Annotated in this window: 21 protein-coding genes and 1 riboswitch; of the genes, 10 read left to right on the plus strand and 11 right to left on the minus strand. The window is 61.8% G+C overall.

Going from position 1 to position 20966, the window contains the following annotated elements; translation table 11 throughout:
- Positions 1-89: 89 nt before the first annotated feature.
- The 3 genes from LKX83_RS18120 to LKX83_RS18130 all read left to right on the plus strand — a co-directional run bounded on the left by LKX83_RS18120 (position 90) and on the right by LKX83_RS18130 (position 4009).
- Positions 90-2093, plus strand: coding sequence for a M1 family metallopeptidase (locus LKX83_RS18120; protein WP_227883703.1), 2004 nt, complete (start codon positions 90-92; stop codon positions 2091-2093).
- A 9-nt stretch (positions 2094-2102) separates the two neighbouring features.
- Positions 2103-2921: a hypothetical protein gene (locus LKX83_RS18125; protein ID WP_227883704.1), complete on the plus strand. Its 819-nt coding sequence runs from the start codon at positions 2103-2105 to the stop codon at positions 2919-2921.
- Positions 2922-3389: 468 nt separating this feature from the next.
- Positions 3390-3536, plus strand: a riboswitch (cyclic di-AMP (ydaO/yuaA leader).
- A gap of 5 nt (positions 3537-3541) precedes the next feature.
- Entirely contained in the window at positions 3542-4009 is a 468-nt protein-coding gene (locus tag LKX83_RS18130) for a C40 family peptidase (protein ID WP_227883705.1), read from the plus strand.
- Between the two features lie 314 nt (positions 4010-4323).
- Here the strand turns inward: LKX83_RS18130 and uxaC are convergent, their stop codons facing one another.
- Both uxaC and LKX83_RS18140 read right to left on the minus strand, forming a co-directional pair.
- Positions 4324-5730, minus strand: a complete 1407-nt coding sequence (uxaC, locus tag LKX83_RS18135) for a glucuronate isomerase (protein ID WP_227883706.1) — start codon at positions 5728-5730, stop codon at positions 4324-4326.
- A 29-nt stretch (positions 5731-5759) separates the two neighbouring features.
- The gene (locus LKX83_RS18140) at positions 5760-7052 is read right to left on the minus strand and encodes a Gfo/Idh/MocA family oxidoreductase (RefSeq protein ID WP_227883707.1); all 1293 of its coding nucleotides are present in this window, start codon (positions 7050-7052) and stop codon (positions 5760-5762) included.
- A gap of 177 nt (positions 7053-7229) precedes the next feature.
- On the opposite strand from LKX83_RS18140, the gene LKX83_RS18145 reads away from it, so the two are divergent.
- Positions 7230-8084, plus strand: coding sequence for an AraC family transcriptional regulator (locus tag LKX83_RS18145; RefSeq protein ID WP_227883708.1), 855 nt, complete (start codon positions 7230-7232; stop codon positions 8082-8084).
- A gap of 19 nt (positions 8085-8103) precedes the next feature.
- Here LKX83_RS18145 and LKX83_RS18150 read toward each other — a convergent pair whose 3' ends face one another.
- From LKX83_RS18150 to LKX83_RS18170, 5 genes are all read right to left on the minus strand, one after another.
- Positions 8104-9399: a DUF4129 domain-containing protein gene (locus LKX83_RS18150; protein ID WP_227883709.1), complete on the minus strand. Its 1296-nt coding sequence runs from the start codon at positions 9397-9399 to the stop codon at positions 8104-8106.
- The gene (locus LKX83_RS18155) at positions 9396-10496 is read right to left on the minus strand and encodes a DUF58 domain-containing protein (RefSeq protein ID WP_227883710.1); all 1101 of its coding nucleotides are present in this window, start codon (positions 10494-10496) and stop codon (positions 9396-9398) included. Before LKX83_RS18155 ends, LKX83_RS18150 begins: the two co-directional genes overlap by 4 nt.
- Before the next feature lies 1 nt (position 10497).
- Entirely contained in the window at positions 10498-11463 is a 966-nt protein-coding gene (locus tag LKX83_RS18160) for an AAA family ATPase (protein WP_227883711.1), read from the minus strand.
- 214 nt (positions 11464-11677) lie between these two features.
- Entirely contained in the window at positions 11678-12466 is a 789-nt protein-coding gene (locus LKX83_RS18165; RefSeq protein ID WP_227883712.1) for a polysaccharide deacetylase family protein, read from the minus strand.
- Between the two features lie 65 nt (positions 12467-12531).
- Positions 12532-12738, minus strand: a complete 207-nt coding sequence (locus LKX83_RS18170) for a DUF1657 domain-containing protein (RefSeq protein ID WP_227883713.1) — start codon at positions 12736-12738, stop codon at positions 12532-12534.
- Positions 12739-12889: 151 nt separating this feature from the next.
- Between LKX83_RS18170 and spoVAC the strand changes: the two genes are divergently transcribed.
- Genes spoVAC through LKX83_RS18185 form a run of 3 tightly spaced genes read left to right on the plus strand, consistent with a single transcriptional unit; the run spans position 12890 to position 15267 of the window.
- On the plus strand, positions 12890-13363 hold the full coding sequence (gene spoVAC / locus LKX83_RS18175; protein WP_227883714.1) for a stage V sporulation protein AC: 474 nt from the start codon (positions 12890-12892) through the stop codon (positions 13361-13363).
- Between the two features lie 9 nt (positions 13364-13372).
- On the plus strand, positions 13373-14401 hold the full coding sequence (spoVAD, locus tag LKX83_RS18180) for a stage V sporulation protein AD (RefSeq protein ID WP_227883715.1): 1029 nt from the start codon (positions 13373-13375) through the stop codon (positions 14399-14401).
- Between the two features lie 5 nt (positions 14402-14406).
- A complete protein-coding gene (locus LKX83_RS18185; RefSeq protein WP_227883716.1) occupies positions 14407-15267 on the plus strand; it encodes a DUF421 domain-containing protein in 861 nt (286 codons plus the stop codon).
- A gap of 3 nt (positions 15268-15270) precedes the next feature.
- Here LKX83_RS18185 and LKX83_RS18190 read toward each other — a convergent pair whose 3' ends face one another.
- Genes LKX83_RS18190 through LKX83_RS18205 form a run of 4 tightly spaced genes read right to left on the minus strand, consistent with a single transcriptional unit; the run spans position 15271 to position 18454 of the window.
- Positions 15271-15792, minus strand: coding sequence for an NUDIX domain-containing protein (locus LKX83_RS18190; protein WP_227883717.1), 522 nt, complete (start codon positions 15790-15792; stop codon positions 15271-15273).
- Positions 15793-15851: 59 nt separating this feature from the next.
- A complete protein-coding gene (locus LKX83_RS18195; RefSeq protein ID WP_227883778.1) occupies positions 15852-16832 on the minus strand; it encodes an ABC transporter ATP-binding protein in 981 nt (326 codons plus the stop codon).
- A 60-nt stretch (positions 16833-16892) separates the two neighbouring features.
- On the minus strand, positions 16893-17684 hold the full coding sequence (locus tag LKX83_RS18200; protein WP_227883718.1) for an ABC transporter permease: 792 nt from the start codon (positions 17682-17684) through the stop codon (positions 16893-16895).
- On the minus strand, positions 17681-18454 hold the full coding sequence (locus tag LKX83_RS18205; RefSeq protein ID WP_227883719.1) for an ABC transporter permease: 774 nt from the start codon (positions 18452-18454) through the stop codon (positions 17681-17683). Before LKX83_RS18205 ends, LKX83_RS18200 begins: the two co-directional genes overlap by 4 nt.
- Before the next feature lie 363 nt (positions 18455-18817).
- On the opposite strand from LKX83_RS18205, the gene LKX83_RS18210 reads away from it, so the two are divergent.
- The 3 genes from LKX83_RS18210 (at position 18818) to LKX83_RS18220 (ending at position 20876) form a co-directional block, all read left to right on the plus strand.
- Positions 18818-19570 (plus strand): acetamidase/formamidase family protein, encoded by a 753-nt coding sequence (locus tag LKX83_RS18210; RefSeq protein ID WP_227883720.1) that lies wholly within the window; start codon positions 18818-18820, stop codon positions 19568-19570.
- 191 nt (positions 19571-19761) lie between these two features.
- Positions 19762-20409 (plus strand): DUF975 family protein, encoded by a 648-nt coding sequence (locus tag LKX83_RS18215; RefSeq protein ID WP_227883721.1) that lies wholly within the window; start codon positions 19762-19764, stop codon positions 20407-20409.
- 50 nt (positions 20410-20459) lie between these two features.
- Entirely contained in the window at positions 20460-20876 is a 417-nt protein-coding gene (locus LKX83_RS18220) for a DUF4190 domain-containing protein (protein ID WP_227883722.1), read from the plus strand.
- Positions 20877-20966 lie beyond the last annotated feature (90 nt).

Here is a 20966-nt window from a genome sequence, read left to right on the forward strand (position 1 = left end):
CCCTGAAGCTCGTACGAACCCGAAGATATAATCCGCGGACAACCAACATATACATCCCCTAGATGCTTGTCAACGGGAGGGTTATCCGTATGCCCCATCGCCGCACCTACCGCATGATCGTACTCGCCGTTTCGGCCGTCGTGCTCATCGGCTCGATGCGCTTCGGGTTTTCCGACGCCTGGAAGTCGCAGTTCGCCCCGCCCGCTTCCGCCAACGCGCTCGAGGAGCCCGCGTCGGCGCAGCCGAAGGCGAACCCGCCGGCGAAGCCCGCTGCGGAGTCGGAGGTCGTCCCCTCCGCGCCCCAGCCGGTCGCCCTCAGCAACCGGCTCACCGAATACCACATCTCCGTCCGGCTCGAAGACGACGGCACGCTGATGGGCGAGCAGACGCTGTCCTGGAAAAATCCGGGCCGCAAGATCGTCTCGGATCTGTACCTCCACCTGTATCCGAACGCCTTCTCCCCCGGAAGCACCTTCCTCTCGGAATCCGGCGGCCAACTTCGCGGCGTCAAAATGCAGCCCGGCGGCGAAGGCGCCATCACGCTGACGGAGCTGACGACCGATGAAGGCGAGACGCTGCTTCCCCGCGTCCACTACGTGCAGCCCGACGACGGCAACGTCAAGGACCGGACGCTTGCGACGCTGCGCCTGCCCGAGGCGGTCCGTCCGGGACAGACCGTGACGCTCAAGATGAAGTTCACAGTTAAGCTGCCCCAGGTGTTCGCGCGGATGGGCAAGGCGGGCGACTTCGTCATGGCAGGCCAATGGTTTCCCAAAGTCGCCGTCTACGAAACCGTCGGCACGCGAGGCCGCGCGACGGAGGGCTGGAATCTGCACCAGTACCACGGAGATTCCGAGTTTTATTCGGACTTCGGCATTTACAGCGTGAAGATCGACGTTCCGGATACCCACATCGTGGCCGCGACCGGATTTCAGACCAAGACCGCCTCGGCTAAAAACGGGCGCAAGGTCTACCAATTCTACGCCGACGACGTCCACGACTTCGGCTGGGCGGCCTCCCCCCGTTTTACGACCGTGGAAGACTCCTTCTCCTCCGTCGGCGTCCCGGGCGTGCGCATCAAGCTGTATCTCGATCCGCAGCACAAGGACCTCGCGGACCGCTACATGCACGCGGCCAAATCCGCGCTCGCCAAGCTCGGCGCCTGGTACGGCGACTACCCGTACACGACGCTGTCGGTCATCGTCCCGCCGGCGGACGCCGAAGGCGCGGGAGGCATGGAGTACCCGACGTTGGTCACTGCGGCCGCGGCCAAGGACGACCGGCCCGGCTACGATCTCGAGCGCACCCTCGTTCACGAGATCGCGCACCAGTACTGGTACGGCATCGTGGCGACGAACGAATTCGAAGAGGCGTGGCTGGACGAAGGCTTTACTTCCTACACCGAAGACAAGCTTATGTCCTCGATCTACGGCGTCTCATCGAACACGCCGCTCGAAGCCAGCTATCTGACGCATCCGGAGCCGCTGAAGCGCGACGCGTGGCAATACGGCAGCTCCAACCGTTACGCGGAGAACGTGTACATGCGCGGCAAACTCGTCCTGAAGGCGATCGAAGCCAAAGTCGGCGAGTCTGCCATGAACAAGATTATGCGCGCCTATTTCCAAAAGTACCGCTTCCGCCATCCCGGCTCCGCCGAATTCCAGAAGGTCGTCGAGAGCGTAACGAAAGACAAGTGGAACGATTTCTTCCAGGCCTACGTCTATCGGGGCGAGATGGCGGACTTTGCCGTCGATTCCATCCGCACCCTGCCCGCCGATAAAGGCGGATACCAGTCACTCGTCGTGCTCCGGCGCAACGGCGGCAGCGCGCAGCCGGTGACCGTGCTGTTCCATTTCGCGGACGGCACCGCCGTGCGCAAAACCTGGGATGGCGTCCAGAACCACGTGCAATTGGAGCTAAAGCACGCCGTTCCGCTGGACTACGTAGCGGTCGATCCGATGTATGACATCGTCCTGGACAACTACCGCTTCAACAACTATCTGAAAGCGGAAGTGCCGAAGAAAGAGCGGACCCGGCTGAACGTCGGCATCAGCCAATTGATCGAAACCGTGCTTGGCACCCTGGCTTGGTGAGGTGAGGAAATGAAAGGCGCTATCCGCAAAGGCTGGACCGTTACCCTTCGCCACAAATACGCGCTCGTCGTGCTGTTTCTGTACCGGCTGCTCTGGGGCTTCTTCCTCTATCGGTTCGTCGACTCGATCGTCTCGACGGTGCTGTCGCGCTACCCGGACCCGCATCCGAACGGAGGGGCGGCCCGGCTGTTCCTCATCGAAGCCCAATTCCGCCTGCTCAAGACGGATCTCGTCGACGAAGTGCTCTGGATGCTGGCAGGCATGCTCCTTCTCCGCATGATCGTGACGCCGCTGCTCAACGCGGGCCTCTATTACTCCTTCCAGCACGCGGACGATCGCGAGGGAACGCGCGTCATGATGGGCATCCGCAGCGCCTGGAAGCCAGTCACGCTCCTTTACTGGATCGAGAACGTGCTTGCCTTGCTGCCCGGCGCCTGGCTTATCCCGATGGCCAAAGCCAGCTACCTCTCCGGCGCGGCGGAAGACACCTGGCTGCGCGACATGCTGCCTTACGCGGGGGCTTGGATCGCATGGGCGTTCCTCCTGCATTTGCTCTTCGTCTTCATGCAGTTCAGCGCGGCTGCGAAGGACGGGCTGCTCTCCGGCATCGGGCGCGCCTGCCGACGGGCGCTGCCGCTCTTCGCCGTATCGCTGCTGCTGTTCGCCGCCGGCGCGATCGCCTCGCTTGCCGTGACGGCCAGCTCCCTTTTGTGGACCGGCTTTCTGACCGTGGCGCTGCATCAGGCCTTCCAGCTCGTACGGTCACTGATCACGCTCTGGACCGCGGCCTCCCAGCACCAGCTCTGGAAGTCGGACCCTGCCGCCTGAACGGGCTTGCCATCTTCCGCATATGAAAAAAGAGAGCCCCGAGCGGTTTCGGGGCTCTTTGCATTTATGGGGGCGCGCCGGAGAATGCTCCGTTCCCACCTCTTCTCCTTCTTCGGATCGATGTGAGAATTCTCATTTTTTGCCGCCAAAACATGGCGAATGCCGCCGCAAACCGCGTCGAACGCGCTTTTGTCGCGGGAGCATTGCTCCCATAGCGCAGTCAGACCTATACCCTTTCCCCGCCTCGATCCTTTCTCTTCCCGAAAGCCAAAAAAAGCCCGCCGTTACGCGGTTTTCCGCGTTCCTAACGAGCGTCCCCACGCCTTCCGAAGAGCCGACAGCATTTGATTTTTCAGCCTTCGGCCGGGGTGTAAATCCGCCTTTAGTCGGGGGATTTCGGGAATATTAAGGAATTCTAATTTCCTCGAGGCAGGAAAACTGACCCAAAAATCGAATTCCTAAAGACATGTGCGAAAACTGCCGAATTCCCGCGCACAGGGAAATGGGGGAACCAGTCAATACCGGGTGAATTGACTCTGCGCCGAACGCAGGAGTCATAGGGAACCTTCAACCGAACCCTCCAGCTAACCTCGTAGGCAATTGGAAGGAGCACGTCCGTTTTGCGCAAAGTTTCAGTCCTCATTCTTGCTTTAACCGTTTTCCTCGCTGTAGGAGCAGGCGCCGCCTCCGCGGCTACCAAGCTGGACAGCACCGTTTCCAAGCTGATCGGCATCGACTACGATTACGGCGGCACGACGACGAGCGGATTCGACTGCTCGGGATTCACGTCCTATGTATTCAAGAAGTTCGACGTGAAACTGCCGCATTCGTCGAAGGAGCAGTTCTCGCTCGGAGACAAAGTAGCTCGGGAAGATCTCCGTCCCGGCGACCTCGTGTTCTTCAACACGAGCGGCAACGGCGTGTCCCACGTAGGCATCTACGTCGGCGACAACAAGTTCGCTCATTCCGCATCCAAAGGGGTTACGATCTCGGATCTGGATGAGAAGTACTACGCCAAGCGTTACCTCGGAGCCCGCCGCGTGCTGGATTCCGATACTTACAAGGACGTAGCCATCGAACACGTCTAATCGAGGGCCGTACCTTGCATTGCGACTTAGACCCGCTGGCAGGCGGGTCTTTGTTGCGTTTACAGGGGTGAATGGGGGGCTGGTCTTTTTGTACCCTTCTACACATAGAACGAAACAAGCGTGGGTTTAGTTGCAAAATTTTTGAAGCGCCCATCGAAAAATTTGCCATCGGGACGAGAGGGCCAGTGCCTCGCCCGTCATCATCATTTGATTCGCCGTTCGCGGAATAAAGGTTGTTGCCGGGGCGGGTGCGGGGGTTGCCAAAAAGCCTGCGCGGCTTGCGCGCAGGCTTTCAAAATGGCCGGTGAATGCGATCAGAATCCGAAGTACGCTTCGGCGTTGCGGTAGCTGATATCCTGCACGATGCCGCCGAGTAGCTCCAGGTCGTCCGGCGCTTCGCCGCGCTCCGCCCAATCGCCCAGCAGGTCGCAGAGGAGACGACGGAAGTACTCGTGCCGCGTGTAGGACAGGAAGCTGCGGGAATCCGTCAGCATGCCGACGAACCGGCTCAGCAGGCCCGTGTTCGCCAGCGCCTTCATCTGCTCCAGCATCCCGTCCTTCGTGTCGTTGAACCACCACGCGGAGCCGAGCTGCATCTTGCCGGGTATGCCGCCGCCCTGGAAGCTGCCGATCGCCGTGCCGAGCACGTACAGGTCGTTCGGATTAAGCGAGTACACGATCGTTTTCGGCAGCACGTCATCCCGCTCAAGCGCGTCCAGCAGGCGGACGAGGGCGTCCGACACCGGACCGTCGTAGATGGAGTCGTAGCCCGTGTCGGGGCCAAGCTTCTCGAACATGCGGCCGTTGTTGTTGCGCGACGCGTGCATGTGCAGTTGCATCGTCCAGCCCAGCTCCGCGTACCGCCGCCCCAGGAAGCGCAGCGTGTACGATTTGTACCGGCGCTCCTCCTCCGCCGACACCGGGTCGCCGGCGAGCGCCTTCCGGTAGACGCCCGCGGCCTCCTCCCGCGTCGCCTCGGCGTAGCCCATCGCATCGAGCGCGTGGTCGGATACCCGGCAGCCCGTCTCGTGGAAAAAGTCGATGCGGCTGCCGAGCGCGTCGAGCAGCGCTTCGTACTCGGGGAGCGGGATGCCCGTGGCTTGCTCCAGCGACCGGATCCACGGCAGGAACGTCGCCCGACGGATCTCCAGCGCCTTGTCCGGGCGGAACGAAGGCAGCACCTTGACGTCGAAATCCGGCAGATCGCGGATGAGGCGATGGTATTCGAGCGTGTCGGCCGGATCGTCCGTCGTGCAGACGACTTTGACGTTCGACTTCACGATCAGGTCCCTCGCACCCAGGCCGCTTTCGGCCATCTTGGCGTTGGCCTGCGCCCAGATGGCAGGGGCGGTCCGTTCGCTCACGAGCTCCTCGATGCCGAAATAGCGGCGCAGCTCCAGGTGGGACCAGTGATACAGCGGATTGCCGATCGTGCGCGGAACGGTGCGGGCCCAGGCCAGGAAACGGTCGTAGTCCGCGACGCCTTCGCCCCCGGTCACATAGCGCTCCTCGATCCCGTTCGCTCGCATCGCCCGCCATTTGTAGTGATCGCCGTACAGCCAGGCTTGCGTCAGGTTGGCGAATGTCCGGTTTTCATAGATTTCTTGGGGGCTGAGGTGACAGTGATAATCGATGATGGGCATCGCTTTCGCATAGTCATGGTACAGCCGCTCCGCCGTCCGGCTGCCGAGCAGGAAGTTGTCGTCCAGAAATACGCGCATCCGGTCTTTCCGCCTCCCTTTGGTTCGGATTAGTGGAACTTCACGAGATCCGCGACGCGGACCGCCTGGCCGGTCTGGATGGAGCGGTTCGCCGCGATGCCGGTCAAAATCGAGCGGGCTCCGTCCACATGGTTCGCCGCGCGATGGAACGGGTCCTCGACCGGCGTGCCGAAGATGTCGTTCAGCAGCACCGGGTCGCCGCCGCCGTGGCCGCCCTCCCCTTCTTCGACAGCCACTTCGTACGGTGCGCCGAACATCGGCAGCACCTTGATCGCTTGCTTGTGCAGAGCGCCCTCGTCCTTTTTCTCCCCGCCGGCGTTGACGTAGGACTGCTCGACGACCTCCATCTCAATGCGGCCTTTCGTCCCGTTAAACGCGATTCGGTAGCCTTCCCAAGGCGCATTGGCGATGAGCGAATAGGTAAGGATCGCCTGGTTGCGGTAGCGGACGATGACGCCCATCGTGTCCTCGATGTTGATTCCGTCGCCGAAGACGCTCTGGTCGCGGCGGTAGCCGTCTTCGTGCTCGGCGTCGAGGTACATCGCCTTCAGGTGCACGTTGTCGTCCAGATGCAGGGCGAACGGATCGTCCTTGGCGAGCGGATTGCCGGTCGCGCGCTCGTAAAACTGCGTGACACCGCGCTGCTCGGCATTTTCCCGGCCGTAGAACAGCAGGTCGCCGAACGCGAACACCGTCTCCGGCTGAGAGCCGATCCAAAAGTTCACGAGGTCGAAGTGGTGCGTGGATTTGTGCACGAGCAGGCCGCCGCTGTTGCGCTTGTCGCGGTGCCACCGGCGGAAGTAGTCCGCGCCGTGCCTCGTGTTCAGCAGCCACTCGAAATGCACGGACTGGATGCGGCCGATCGTGCCCGATGCGATCAGTTCGCGGGCTTTGGTGTGATGCGGCGCGTAGCGGTAGTTGAAGGTAACCCGGACGCTGCGGCCGGTCCGCTCGACGGCGTCCAAGATGTCCTGGCACTTGCGCTCGTCGACGGTCATCGGTTTTTCCGTAATGACGTCGCAGCCGAGCTCCATCGCGCGGATGATGTAGCGGTGATGCGTGCGGTCCACGCTTGTCACGATGACGGCATCCGGCTTCTCCCGTTCGATCATGGCGTCGAATTCGTCAGACAGATACGTCCGCGCTTGCGGGTAATCGTATTTCTCCGCCAGCAGCTTGTTCGCGTAGTTCATGCGCGTGCGGTTGATGTCGCAAAACGCAACGAGCTCCGACGTCTCCCTATATGCGGTTGCAATCGCGCCGTAGAAAAACTCCGCGCGTCCGCCTGTTCCGACCAGTACGTACCTTTTCTTTCCGCCCATTGCCGTGTTGCTCCCTTCGAGAATGTAAGATAGCTTCATTGTAGGACATGAGAGTGCTATAATTCTGCTAAAATGATGCCCGATTTCGGGAAAACCCCGCTTTTGTTGCGGGAGCGAGCCGACTTCGAAGAAGTTGAGGCTTAGGTCATATAGGAGGAGAGAAAGGGGGAGCCGGGGATGGCCGATCAACCGGAAGAAGCGCGATACGGGACGGAAGACAAGCTGTATCTGGAGTATCGGAAGCGGACCGCGCCGTTTACGATGGCGGCGGACCATTACCATTCGTATTACGAGGTCTACTATCTGCTCTCCGGCAGCCGGGTGTATTTCGTCCGGGACCGAACCTATCCCGTCGAACAGGGCGATCTCGTCTTTATCCCGAAAAACGAGCTGCACAAGACGATCCAGGCGGGCCAGGCGACGCACGAACGCATTGTGATCCATTTCGGCGACGCCTTCGTGTTTTCGCTGGTCGGGGTTCCGACCGACTTTTTGCTCGCTCCGTTCGAGCAGCCGACAAGGGTCTTCCGCCTGCCGCGAGCCGAACAGATCGAGATCGACCGGCTGCTGCGCCGAAGCGTCTCGGAGCTCCGATCGCGCGCCCCGGGTTACGAGCTGGCCGTGCGTATGACGATCGCGGACGTTCTGCTGCGAACGGCGCGTTACGTGCACGAGCACGAGCCGCTCCCGGTCGGTTACGCGACGCCGATGCACGCCAAGCTGACGGAGATCGTCCGCTACGTGAACGCGAACTACGCCGAGCCGCTGCGGCTCGGCGGTTTGGCGGAGCGGTTCTATATCAGCCCTTACCATTTGAGCAGGTCGTTCAAGGAGATGACCGGCTTCACCTTTACCGACTACCTGGCGCTCACCCGGGTCAAGGAGGCGCAGCGGCTGCTGCGCGACACCGACCTCCGGATCGCGGACGTCGCCGTCGCCGCCGGGTTCGACAACTTTTCGCACTTCGGCAAGACGTTCAAACGGATCGCCCGCCATTCCCCCCGGGACTACCGCAAGCGGGAGCGGGGGTAATGGGGTTGGGCGCCATCGCTCACCGCTTCTCCCACGGGTACTCGGCCACGAGGCGCTCGATCTCGTCCGCCTTCACCCCGCGCCCGCCGTAGCGTGCCTGGCCATACAGCTCGAGCAGCGCGGCCCGCGCGCCGGCGAACCAGCCCCACAGGCCGCCGCGCCCCCCGCTCGGCGCCGCGCGGCCCGCCTGCCAAGCCGCGAGCTCGGCCGCCGTTTCCGCGGGCGTGTGCGCCGGCCGAAACGCGAAGCCCTCGCGCACGCCGGCCTGGACGGTGTCCTCGTACAGCCGGCGCACGCGCGCCTCGGGGGACAACCCCGCCCACTCCTTGCGCCCCAGGCGTTTCGTCCCCCGGTCCATCCAACGCTCCTGCCAGCCGCGCAGTACGCGCTCCACGTTCAGCAGACTCTCCCGTTCTTCGGTGTATCCAGTATCGTCAGCCTTCCGCTCCCGCCGCCGCAGCAGCTTGGCCATGATCGCCCGGACCCGTTCCGCCACCGCCCGCAGCCAGGCCCGGTTCAGCAGAAACTTGCGCAGCAGCAGCCAGACGACGTACAGCGCGGCCGCCGCCAGCAAAGCATACCCGATGTAGTCGAGCAGCCGCCAAAACCAGTGGCGTTTGCCGTCGGCCGGCGGGAGCATCGGGGGCGGACCCTGATCCATCGGCATCGGGTCTTGAACCATCTCCGGCTGCTTCGCGCCGTGCGGCAGCAGGCCGTTGATCCACCGGGCGATTGCCGGCCATACCGACAAATCCGTCGTGGCTAGAAAGACGAGGAGCGCCAGCACGACGAGAATCGTCAAGTATTTGCGGCTGGAAGCGGCCACGGACCGCGTCACAATGCCGCTCTGCAGCCCCGCGGAAGCCATCATGCCCGCATTCCGAACGTACAGAAGCGACAGGAACCAGCCTACGCCGACCAGCACGAACCACAGCCGCTCCCGCGCCAGCTCGTGCGTGAGCGAAGCTACGATGAGGCACACAGCCGCGACGACCGTTCCCATGCTGCACAGCCAGGTCCAGATCACCCTCGCGCCGGCCACCCAGGACGCGATGCCGAGAATGGCTCCGAGCGCGGCAAGCTCGGGATCGATAAAGGCCGCGCCCGCGACCAGGACGATCAGCAGGACGCTATTCATCAAAGCCGGCGGCAGGCGGCGGACGGCGTTCGGGAGCATCCTGCCCGCCCAGATCGCCGCCCAGGCGGCGACGAGCCAGACCGCAAGCCCGATTTCACCCGGCAGAAAGAAATGCACCGTGGCGAGCACCGGCGCCCAGGCCAGCAGCTCCGCTACGCTTCGCAAGACGATTCTCATGCGCTCGCCTCCTTTTCCCGGTACAGCAGCAGCCGTTCCACCCGGTTGCCCGCCTGGCGCAGGCGATCGATCAGCTGCTCCTGCTTCGGCGTCAGAAACGCCGATACGACGAGCAGATTGGTGCCCCGCATGCCGGAAGCCGCCATCTCCTCGAGCACGTAACCGAGCTCGCGCCGCGTGACCGCCTCGAACCTCGCCATCAGGTGCAGCATCCGGTACAGATGCTCTCGTCCGGCGCGGGGTTCGAGGACGAGGGGAACGGCCGATTCCCCTTCCACCTTGCCGTTGTAGATCAGGCCCACCTTGCCCCCGCTCGCCAGCAGATGACGCGCGACCGACGCCGCGTAGCTGATCGCCTCCTCGAAGTCCGCCGGCTGGATGCGGCGGTTCTCGGAAGCATCGTACAGCTCCGCGTTGAGCAGGATCGTCACGTCGTTGTCTACCATCGTCTCCCGCCGGTTGACGAGCGTGTGGCCCGTCTTGGCCGTCGCGCTCCAGTTTACCTGCTTGAGCGAATCCCCGCTCCGGTACGGTCGGACGCCCGCCATCTCGTAGTGGTCTTCCCGGAACGCCTCGTGCATGCCGATCGCGCTCTGCATCCACTTGCGCGCGGACAGAGGCAGCTGCCGCGCCTCCTTCAGGCGCGGGAAGACCGTGATGGCGCATCCCGACTCCCGCGTGTCGGTCGCGCCGGGGGCCCCCGTCAGATCGCCGAGCGTGAGCGACAGCGACGGAACCCGGTAGACGCCCCGGCGCACGCAGACGACCTCGTGCTTGCGAACGACCTTCGTGAACGGCGCCAGGCTGAACAAGCTGGCGTGATTTTGCAGAAGCTGGCCCGAACTGATCGCGAGCTCGGCGTTCTGGTTTTTGAACTGCAGCGGAGAAGGCATCATCGTCTCGACGCGGAGCCACGGCAGCGGCATCCACTGCCGGTTGACGATCCGCTCCAGCATATACACCGTTTCTCCCGCAAAGGCGTGCGGCTCGCTAAAGGCGCGCTCGTAGGCTACGCGGCGCAATACGCGGCGGTTGAAGAGCAGGCGCTGCAGCACGAAGAGGACGGCGAAGATGGTGAGCAGCCAGACGATGATCATGCTACCGGCGCTCCAGCTGCGGCTCGGACGGAACCGGGATCTGCGCGACGATGCCGGCGAGCAGCGCTTCGGTACGCCTGTGGTCGGACCCGAGCATGTCCTTCAGCAAGATCCGGTGCGCCAGCACGGGCGAGACGAGTGCCTTTACGTCGTCCGGCGACACGTAGTCGCGGCCCCGGAGCAGCGCACGCGCTTGGGCGGCCTTGACGAGCTGCAGACTGCCGCGCGGACTGACCCCGCTCGCGATCTCGTCGCTCGTGCGCGTAGCCGATACGATCGAGAGGAGATACTGCAGCACGTCCGGGTGGCAGGCGACGTTCGGAACGTTCCCCTGGAGACGAGCGATGTCCGCTTGGTCCAGGACCGGAGCCAGATCCGGCAGCGGATCCCGGCCCATGAACCGGCGCAAAATTTCCGTTTCTTCGTCCCGGGACGGATAGCCCATCGAGACGCGCATCATGAAGCGGTCGAGCTGCGCCTCAGGCAGCGGGAACGTGCCGTGGTTCTCGATCGGATTTTGCGTCGCGATGACGAGAAAAGGCTTCTGCAGCGGGTAGGTGTCCCCGTCGATCGTCACTTGGCGCTCCTCCATGCACTCGAGCAGGCTGGACTGGGTACGGGGAGTCGCCCGGTTCAGCTCGTCCGCCAGCAGAATGTTCGTAAATACCGGTCCGCGGCGCAGCTCGAAGCGGCCCGCCTGCTGGTTGAAGAAGTTGATGCCGGAAATATCGGATGGGAGCAGATCGGCCGTGAACTGGACGCGCTTGAAGTCGCATTGCAGCGATCTGGCGAGCGACTTGGCAAGCAGCGTCTTCCCCGTTCCCGGCACGTCCTCGAGGATGAGATGACCTGAAGCGAGCAGCGCGATCAGCACCTGCTCTACGACTTCTTCCTTACCGACGACGACTTTCGCAATCTGGTCCTTGATGGCCTGCAGCCGGGAACCGACTTCCTGAATTTCGATCATGGACGCACCCTCCATTTGGCAAAAATCGATAGAATGAAGACACGGCGAGTATAGCGCTTTCAAGGAAACGAAAACGACGGCGCAGCGAACGCCCGCAGCCATCCGTCCCCCGCGTTTCCTCCATTTTACAAGGGGGCGGCCGCCATGGCAAAGAAAATAGACGCAGGGCTATTTCTCCTCCCCCAGAGAAATAACCCTGCGTAATCGATCGTATTTATTGCTGAGCCCCCATGCGCTCCGCAGGATTCTCCTGCGCCTTGTCCCGCAGCAGCTCAGAGACGGTCACGAAGCGGTAGCCGTCCTCGGTGAGCTTCGGCAAAATTTGGCGAAGTGCGGCGATCGTCTGGGTCGGACCGTGAACGTAGTCGTGGAACAGGATGATGTCCCCGTTGCGCACGTCTCCGAGCGCGCCCCGGACGATATGGCCGACGCCCGGACGCGACCAATCGTCGGTCGGATGGTGCCACGACCAAAGAACGGTTTTGAGCCCGTGCGCCTTGGTCGCCTCCAGCACACGCGCGTCGAAGAAACCCTCCGGCGGGCGGAACAGAACCGGCCGCACCCCCGCCGTTTCGGCAAGGATGTTCTGCGTCTTGGAGATCTCTTCTTGGATTTGCTTCGCGCTGCAGCGTACGAGCACCGGGTGCGTGTAGGTGTGATTGGCGATTTCGTGGCCCTCCAGGGCTTCCCGCTTGACGATCTCCGGATGTTCCTTCGCTTTTCGCCCCATGATGAAAAAGGTCGCTTTGGCATGGTATTGCTGAAGCAGGTCGAGAATCTGAGAGGTATCTTTCGGATCCGGACCGTCGTCGAACGTGAGCGCGATCACTTTTTCCCCGACGGGTACTTCCCAGATCACTTCGCCAGTGGATTCGTAGTACGACCGGGGCTTCGGCACCGCTTGCGCCGCGTCGGATGCGCCGGCCGCCAGCAGGAAGGCGGACAGCCCGCACACGGCCGCCGCCCGGCTTCGCTTCGCCCATCGGCCCCAACGGGTATTCATTTCTTCATCTCCCTCTTCTGCAGAAAAGGAGTTCCGCGCGCGGAACTCCTCCGTTCTCGTCCTGCTTAGAAGCCTTTGTATTGCGGTTCTTCGTTCTCCAGTTGCTGAATGCGGGAAGACACTTGATCCACGATCTGCTGCGTCTGGGTCGCCGCGTTCGTGAACAGCGTCTTCGCTTCTTGGTTTTGCGTGTTCAGAGCGAACTGCTCCAGGCTGGCTTGCGCGCTTTTCAGCGAAGCGACGCAGGTTTTTACTTGAGACGATACCGTCACTCGAGATCCCTCTTTTCAAATATTTTGCTCCCGGAAGGGCCAACGTTACTTTCCCCCAAGCCAGCCGATTTCAAAATGTAAACATTTGGTGGTTGTAAAACGGCGCTTTGGAGGAACCCTCTGGAGAGATTGGTAAAGGAGGTCCCCGGCCATGGCCAACCAGAAAAAGAAAAAACTCACGCCGACCCAGCAGGAGTACCAGGAGCTCGCCCTGCGCAGGCAGCCCGCCAGACCGATGGCGATGAACTGCCTTCGCGCCTATGTGATCGGGGGGTTGATTTGCGTGTTCGGCGAGGTCGTGCAGCAAGCGTTCGTCCATTGGGCGGGAATGACCGAAAAGGAAGCCGGCAGCCCTACCGTGGCGCTGCTCATTCTCCTCTCCGTCTTCCTGACCGCCATCGGCGTGTACGACAAGCTTGGCCAATGGGCCGGCGCCGGGTCGGCCGTGCCCGTGACCGGCTTCGCCAACTCGATGGCGTCCGCGGCCATCGAGCACCGCAGCGAAGGGCTCGTGCTGGGCTCGGGAACCAATATGTTCAAGCTCGCGGGGTCCGTCATCGTCTTCGGCACCGTAGCGGCTTTTCTCATTTCGCTCATTCACCTGATCTTCGAATACGGAGGTTGATTCGCGCGCATGCTAAAAGGCCATCAAAGCTGGGTATTCCGATCCAAGCCGGTTATCGTCTCCTCGGCGACGGTCGTCGGCCCGTTCGAGGGAAGGGGACCGCTGGCGAACGACTACGACATCGTTCACGACGATTCCTTCGTCGGTCAGGATAGCTGGGAAAAAGCGGAGAAAACGTATCTGGAGGAAGCCGCGGCCATCGCGATCGAACGGTCCCGACTGACGAAGGAGCAAGTGCACTTCTACGTCGGCGGCGACCTGCTGAATCAGATCACGAGCACGAGCTACGCGGCGCGGACGCTCACGATTCCGTATCTGGGTGTGTTCGGCGCCTGCTCCACTTCGATGGAGAGCCTGTCTCTCGCTGCCTATCTCGTGAATTCGGGCGGGGCGAAGCATGTGCTGGCGGCTACGTGCAGCCACAACTCCAGCGCGGAAAAGCAGTTCCGGTATCCGACCGAGTACGGCTCGCAAAAGCCTCCTTATGCGCAGTATACGGTGACGGGGGCGGGCGCGGCGCTCGTGAGCGAGCAAGGCACAGGGCCCGTCGTCACCTCCGCCACGATCGGCAGAGTCGTGGATATGGGCATTAAGGATCCGTTCAATATGGGCGCGGCGATGGCGCCGGCCGCCGTCGATACGATTACGGCCCATTTCCGCGATCTGAACGTCGGCCCGGACCACTACGACATGATCGTGACGGGAGACCTCGCCAGGGTTGGGCACGAGATCGCGACCGATCTGTTCGAGAAGCACAACATTCCGATCCACAAAACCCGCTTCCGCGACTGCGGGATGATGATTTACGACTACGAGACGCAGATGGTGGAGGCCGGCGGCAGCGGATGCGCCTGCTCCGCGGTCGTCACGTACGGCCATCTGATGAAAAAGCTGCGCGGCGGCGAGCTGCGGCGTATCCTGGTCGTCGCCACCGGCGCGCTGATGTCACCGATTTCGCTGCAGCAAGGCGAATCGATTCCCGGCATCGCGCATGCCGTGGCGATCGAAGCCCCGGACGCGGTCGGCACGAAGGAGTGATCGCCATGCCCGAATGGTCCGTGATTATATTCCGCTCGCTGGGCGCGCTGTCGATTCTGTTCCTCATGACGCGCATCCTAGGTAAAAAGCAGATTTCGCAGCTGTCCTTTTTCGAGTATGTGCTCGGCATTACGCTGGGGGAACTCGCCGGCTTCATCTCGACGGACATCGAAGGCCACTACTTTTATGGCGTTCTCGCCATGCTGGTCTGGTTTCTCGTTCCGTTCGCCCTGGAATTCCTCATGCTCAAGAGCAAAAAGCTTCGGCACATGTTCGAGGGCAAAGGCCGCGTCGTCATGAAGGAAGGCAAGGTGCTCGAGGACAATCTTAAAAAGGAGCGGTTGACCGCCGACGAGCTGATGGAGCAGCTGCGGGGGAAAAACGTGTTCAACCTGGCGGACGTCGAATTCGCCATCATGGAGACGAACGGCGAGCTGAGCGTGCTGCTAAAGAAAGAGAAGCTGCCGCTTACGCCGAGCGACATGGGGATGAAAAAAGTGAACGAAGTGGAGCCGCAAGCGGTCATCATCGACGGCAAAATCCAGCTGGAGCCGCTCGCCACGATCGGGCTCAGCCCCGGCTGGCTCACGACGGAGCTGGAGAAAATCGGCGTCAGCGTGGACAATGTCTTCCTCGGACAGGTGGACGCGTATCAGCAGCTCTACATCGATCTCTACGACGACAATTTGAAGGTGCCCGCGCCGCAGAGCAAAGCGCTGCTGCTGGCAACGCTGAAGAAAACGCAAGCCGATCTGGAGCTGTTCGCGGGATCGACCCGCAGCCTCGACGCCAAGGCGATGTACGAGCGCAATTCGGCCGAGCTGAACCGCGTGATCGAAGCGCTCAAGCCGATGCTGCAGAATTAGCGGTCAATAGGACGGCAGCAGATGATGCTCCAAGACGTGCTCCAAGCACCGCCCGGTGCGGGCGTATGCTCGAATCTCGGATCCGATATTCGGATAAAGGACGATGTCGTCCAGCTGCGCGAGCGGCACCCATCTGGCCCCGGTCTGCTGCGGATCGGGGCTTGCCGGCGTCGGCTGACCGTCTTCCTCCGCCGTGCAGGCGAAGACGAGGCTCAGTTCCGCGACGCGCCCGATGCCGGATCGGACCGGCTCGTTGTCTAGCACCATGGCGAGCGGGCCAACCTCGACCCGTACGCCGGCTTCCTCCCAGGCCTCGCGGCAGACCGCTTCGCGGACCGTTTCTCCCGGTTCGACGCCCCCCGCCGGCAAATTGTAGTGCAGGCCGAATTCATCCTCAAATTCGGCCAGCAGAACCGCCCCGTCGCGCAGGATCAGCGCGCAGGCGCGGACCCGGTGCCAAGGCGCGGGCGGCGGCGCCTGCTGCAGGCGCGCATGCCGTTCGTTCGTTGCTTCCGCGTTGTCCATTTCCTATTTCCTCCTTGGATCGCGATTCTGTTAAGGCCGACGACCGTCGGCGCTTGATCTCAATAAATGCGATGGATGACGTCCTCGAAGTCTGGCTCTTCGACGCGCACGTCGTCGATCTCCCCCCACTCGCCCAGCTTGCGGAGCACGTCCATGACGCCGGTCTCGCTGCGGTTGCAGCCGACGGCGATCTCCCGTTCCCGCCGCTCCACGATGCGGAAGCCGGCGTCTTCGGTCTCCTGCCATTCTGCAGGGAGCCGATAGTTGTCGCGGTAGGTGACGCGAATCACGGTCGGCAGACCGATCCGGTCGCGCAGCTCGGCGAGATCCCCGTCGTACAGCCGCTCGCCCCGGCTGATGACGATGACCCGCCGGCACAGCTGCTCGATATCGTCCATGTCGTGCGTCGTGAGGAGGATCGTCTTGCCGTACTCTTCGTTCAACAGCTTCAGATGGGCGCGGATCTGCCGCTTCGCCGTCACGTCCATGCCGATCGTCGGCTCGTCAAGCACGAGCAGCTTCGGATCGTGCAGCAGCGCGGCGGCGAGATCGCCGCGCATGCGCTGGCCGAGCGACAGCTTGCGGACGGGCGTCTCCCAGAATTCGCGCAGCTGCAGCACCTCCTCCAGCTTGGCGAGCTGCCGCTCCTTCTCCGCCTGCCCGAGCCGGAACATGGCCGCCAGAATGTCGAAGCTGTCCTTTAACGGCAAGTCCCACCACAGCTGTGAACGCTGGCCGAACACGACGCCGATCTGGCGAACGACCTTGCGGCGTTCCCGCTGCGGACTGTGGCCGGCCACCCGGACTTCTCCCGCGCTCGGATGCAGGATGCCGCAGAGCATCTTGATCGTCGTGGATTTGCCCGCGCCGTTCGGGCCGATGAACCCGACGAACTCGCCGGGGGACACGCGAAAGTCCAGCCCCTTGACCGCCGTCACCGTCCGTCTCTTTCTGGAGAATAGCGCGCGCACCGCTTTGAAGCGGCCAGCGCGCGGAACGGCGGTGGCGAAGGTTTTCTCCAGTCCGATTGCTTCCAGCATATGCATGGCTTGATTGACTCCTTTCGTAGGAAAAAACGAGCCGGGGAGCCGCGCTCCCCGCTACGATCCCGTGCTTTGATATTTGGTCACGCCGATGCTCCACACGCCCAGCGCGACGAGGAGCGCCGCTCCGGCCACCCCCGCGGTCGCGCCGAGCGTCCAGATGCCCCACTCTCCCCGCACGATGTGCATCGCGGGCACGTAGTTGATGAAGCCGAACGGGATGACCGCTAGCAGCACCGTCCGCAGCCACTGGGGAAACAAGCTGAGCGGGAGCTGGCAGGCGGTCGTCGTCGCGTTGTCCGTCAGCACCGATAGATCCTCCGTCCGCGTGATCCAAAAGCCGCAAGCCGCCGTAACGAGACCCGCCGCGAACATGATGACCGTCCCTGTGCAGACGATTAACAGCGTCTCCGGCACGACCAGCCAAGTGACCTTGCCCTGCGCCAGGAGATGCCAGATGCAGGCGACGAGCACCGTCAGGCTCTGCAGCAGCTCTCCCCCGACCATCCGGGTGCGCGAGGTGATGACGGCCAGCAGCAGCGGCATCGGCCGCAGCAGGAGCTGGTCCAGCGTTCCGTTCACGAGATAGGGCTCGAAGTTGTTGATCGCCGACCCGAAGGCACGGTACAGGAACTTCGCCGTCATGAGAACGCCGTACAAATAGCCGATCTCCCAGACGCTCCAGCCTCGGATGGCACCGAAGACGCTGAGCAGGACGACGAGGCCGAGGAACTCGGACACCGTCACGAGGGCGGCGAGCAGCGTCGAGAGAATGAAGTTCAGGCGGTATTGCATGCCCGCCCGGACGTTGATCTTGTAGAGCATCGCCGCGATGCCGAGCCAGTTCATCCGCCCTGCACCTCCACCTTGCGCCGTACGGCAGCCGACGCTGCTATACAAAGAAGCGTCAACGCCAGACACCAGAGAATCGGAACGAGCAGCGAATCCGGCCCGGCCTTGCCCAAGTAGAGGCGGGTCGGCACATAGTTGAAGATCGGATAGGGCGACGCCTTGGCGATCGTCTGCAGCCAGCCCGGCATCCACTCGAGCGGGATTAGAAAGCCCGATAGCGTAAAGTTGACCGAATAGTTCAGCAGGCTGAACCAACGGCTCTCGACGGTCCACAGCGCCGTCACGCCGATCGCGTAGGCGATGCAGATCGCGGTGTACGCCCCCATCGCCAGGGCTGCGCAGGTCCACAGCCATACCGCGGGTTGCTGCGGAATCGGCAAGCCGAAGCTCAGCGTATAGACGACATAGAGCGGCAGCGCCGTGAACAGCGCGTTGTACGCGATCGAGCCCGCCTCCCGGCTCGCCGCGAAGGCGAACAGGTGCAGCGGCCGAACGAGATCGAGCGCGATCTGCCCCGTCCGTACCCGTTCCTCCAGCCCGAGTCCGTGGTTCGTGAACGTCACCCACAGAATGACTTGGTTAAAGGCGATATAGCTGACCATCCCCGCCGTCCCGTAGCTGCCGAGCTCGCGCTCCGCGCCGATGCCCTGCCAGATCGAAACGTAGATCAGCCCGAAGATGATGCTCGCGACCGTCCGTACCGCATGCGAGGCGCTGTACTGCAGACGGCTCTCGTACATGCTTCGGGCCAGTACCCATATGACCATCGTGAACCCCTTCCTTCTCGTATTGGCGGCCTCCGGTCGGACTTGATCGAAGGGCAAAAAAAATCATAACAAAAATGCCAAAAAAGACTAGACTATTCTTTTTCTTCGTGTTATTCTAATATTATAGAAGTCGAGGATATACATTTCTTATCCGCTAGTTAGCCAACTAGCCCCCTGCTTAGAATCTGTCAAAAATCCGCATTCGGCGGCTTTTTTTATTTTTTGCCCCCTTTTCCACTCCCTTTTCCCGCTTGTTTCTGCCCTTATCACTCCCTTTTCTTTGCTCGTTTCTGCCTTTTTCGCTTCGGACTTTCGTCTACGACTCCCGTTCCATCCTCATGCGTGGCCGGGCGCGGCAATCCGATGACGGGGCCCTTCTATGTGGAAGGGGCGCAGCCCGGCGATACGCTTGCCGTACGGCTTGAGTCGATGGTGCCGAGCCGGGATTGGGGCTGGACGTTTAACGCGCTGGCGCCGAACGTCGTCGATCCGATTGCTTCCGCAGCTTTGCCGCCACTCGACATTGTGCGTTGGACTGTGGATGCTGAGCAAGCTTTGGTTGTTTTGGAAAAGCCGACGTCCGGTTTGACCGGATTGAAGCTGGAAGCGTGTCCGTTTCTGGGCTGCTTTGGCGTAGCTCCTCCGCAAGATCAGGCGATTTCAACGGCGACGAGCGGGCAATACGGCGGGAATATGGACTACAAAGGTCTTGTAGCCGGTGTTACCGTCTATTTTCCGGTTTTTGCGGAGGGGGCGCTGTTCTTTCTCGGGGACGGGCATGCCGTTCAAGGCTGCGGGGAAATTGTAGGCACCGGAGTGGAAATATCGCTTGACGCCCGTTTCACCGTTCAGGTATTGAAGGGGAAAACGATTGGTTGGCCGCGAGGCGAATCGGACACGCATTGGTTCTGCATTGGCAACGCCAGGCCGCTTGACCAAGCGCTGCGACACGCAACGACGGAAATGCTGTCTTTGCTGACAAAAGACTTCGGTCTGACTCCCTCGGAAGCAAGCCTTCTCCTGGGCCAGGCTGTGGAATACGAAGTGGCGAATGTGTTCAACCCCGCTTACAGCGTCGTTTGTAAAGTTCCAAAAGCCGTGCTGTCCATGCTATAAAAGCACGGTTTATCCGACAAAATGGCGATCCCCTCCTAAGGTCCCGCAGACACGCCGTCGAATCGCCCGGAAGGAAATTAAATGTTGTCGAATTGTGACAATCCCGTTACAATGGGGGTGTAAATTAGAGGAAGAAGAGGATGAACATCTCTTTATTCCCAAACTTGACGCAAAGGTGGATTCACGTACACATGCCGACCAGTGCCGCGCTTCGCGCACAAGCCAGAGAAAGTTTAAGGGGAAATTGGTTCGCCGCCATCTTGACGACCCTGCTCCTCTACGCCGTGTTTTTCGTCCTGGGACTCATCAATATGATTCCCGTCATCGGATGGCTTGCCGATCTGTTCCTGGCAGGACCGCTCATCTTCGGGTTATACGCCTACTTCCAAGACTTCGCCAGAAACCGCATCCCGGACGTCTCGGTCGCGTTCAGCGGATTTAAGCAGTTCATCGACGTATTTCTCCTTTACCTGCTCATCTCGATCTTCACCTACCTGTGGACGCTGCTGCTCGTCATTCCGGGCATTATCGCGGCTCTCCGTTATTCGCAGGCTTACTATATCCTGAGAGACAATCCGGAGATCGGCGCGCTCGAAGCGCTGCGCCGCAGCAAACAGATGATGGCGGGACACAAAGGGCGCCTATTCGTCCTCGGCCTGACCTTTATCGGCTGGGCCATTCTCGCGGCCATCCCGTTCGGGATCGGGTATTTGTGGCTTGCGCCTTATGTCCTGACGACCCTGGCCAAGTTCCACGAGGACTTGAAGGGCCGGTCGTTCGCGCATATGCCGCCGCCCCCGCCGCCGCCCATGCCGGGCAGGCCGCCGTTTCAACCGTAACGCTACAAATTCCGATCTAGGGGCACGCTAACGCGAAAGGAGGAACGCCAATGGAAGATCCACGCCCGGAATCGCAGCAGGGGCCGGAGGCACGACCGATTCACGGCGAACAGCCTCGGGCTCATCAGCAGCCTTATCCCTATCCGCCTTATCCACCTTACCCGCCCTATGCGCCTCCGGCGAAAACAAACAGCAAATCGATCGTCGCGATGATCCTCGGCATCATGTCCATCGTTGTCCCGTACGTCGGGCTCATCATCGGGATCGTCGCCATCGTCTTCGCAGCCCTCTCGTTTAAGGAGCTCAAACGCACGGGCGAGCAGGGCCGAGGCATGGCCGTCGCCGGTCTCGTCTGCGGCATCATCGGCACGACGATCTATTCGCTGATCCTCCTGTTTATCATCATCCTCTTTGCTTATTCGGGCTCCACCACCTGGGAGAGCAACCTGACGACGTTAAACGCTTGATCCGTCCGTCGGTCGTCCCCCGAAGCCTTCGCCCCGGCCTTGCCGCCGGGCGAAGGCTTTTTTTCATCGGATGGCGCAGCCCGCTTTTCT

Origin of the sequence: Cohnella baijiui, assembly GCF_020731285.1 — a bacterium.
In the GTDB taxonomy this organism is placed as follows: Bacteria; Bacillota; Bacilli; order Paenibacillales; family Paenibacillaceae; genus Cohnella.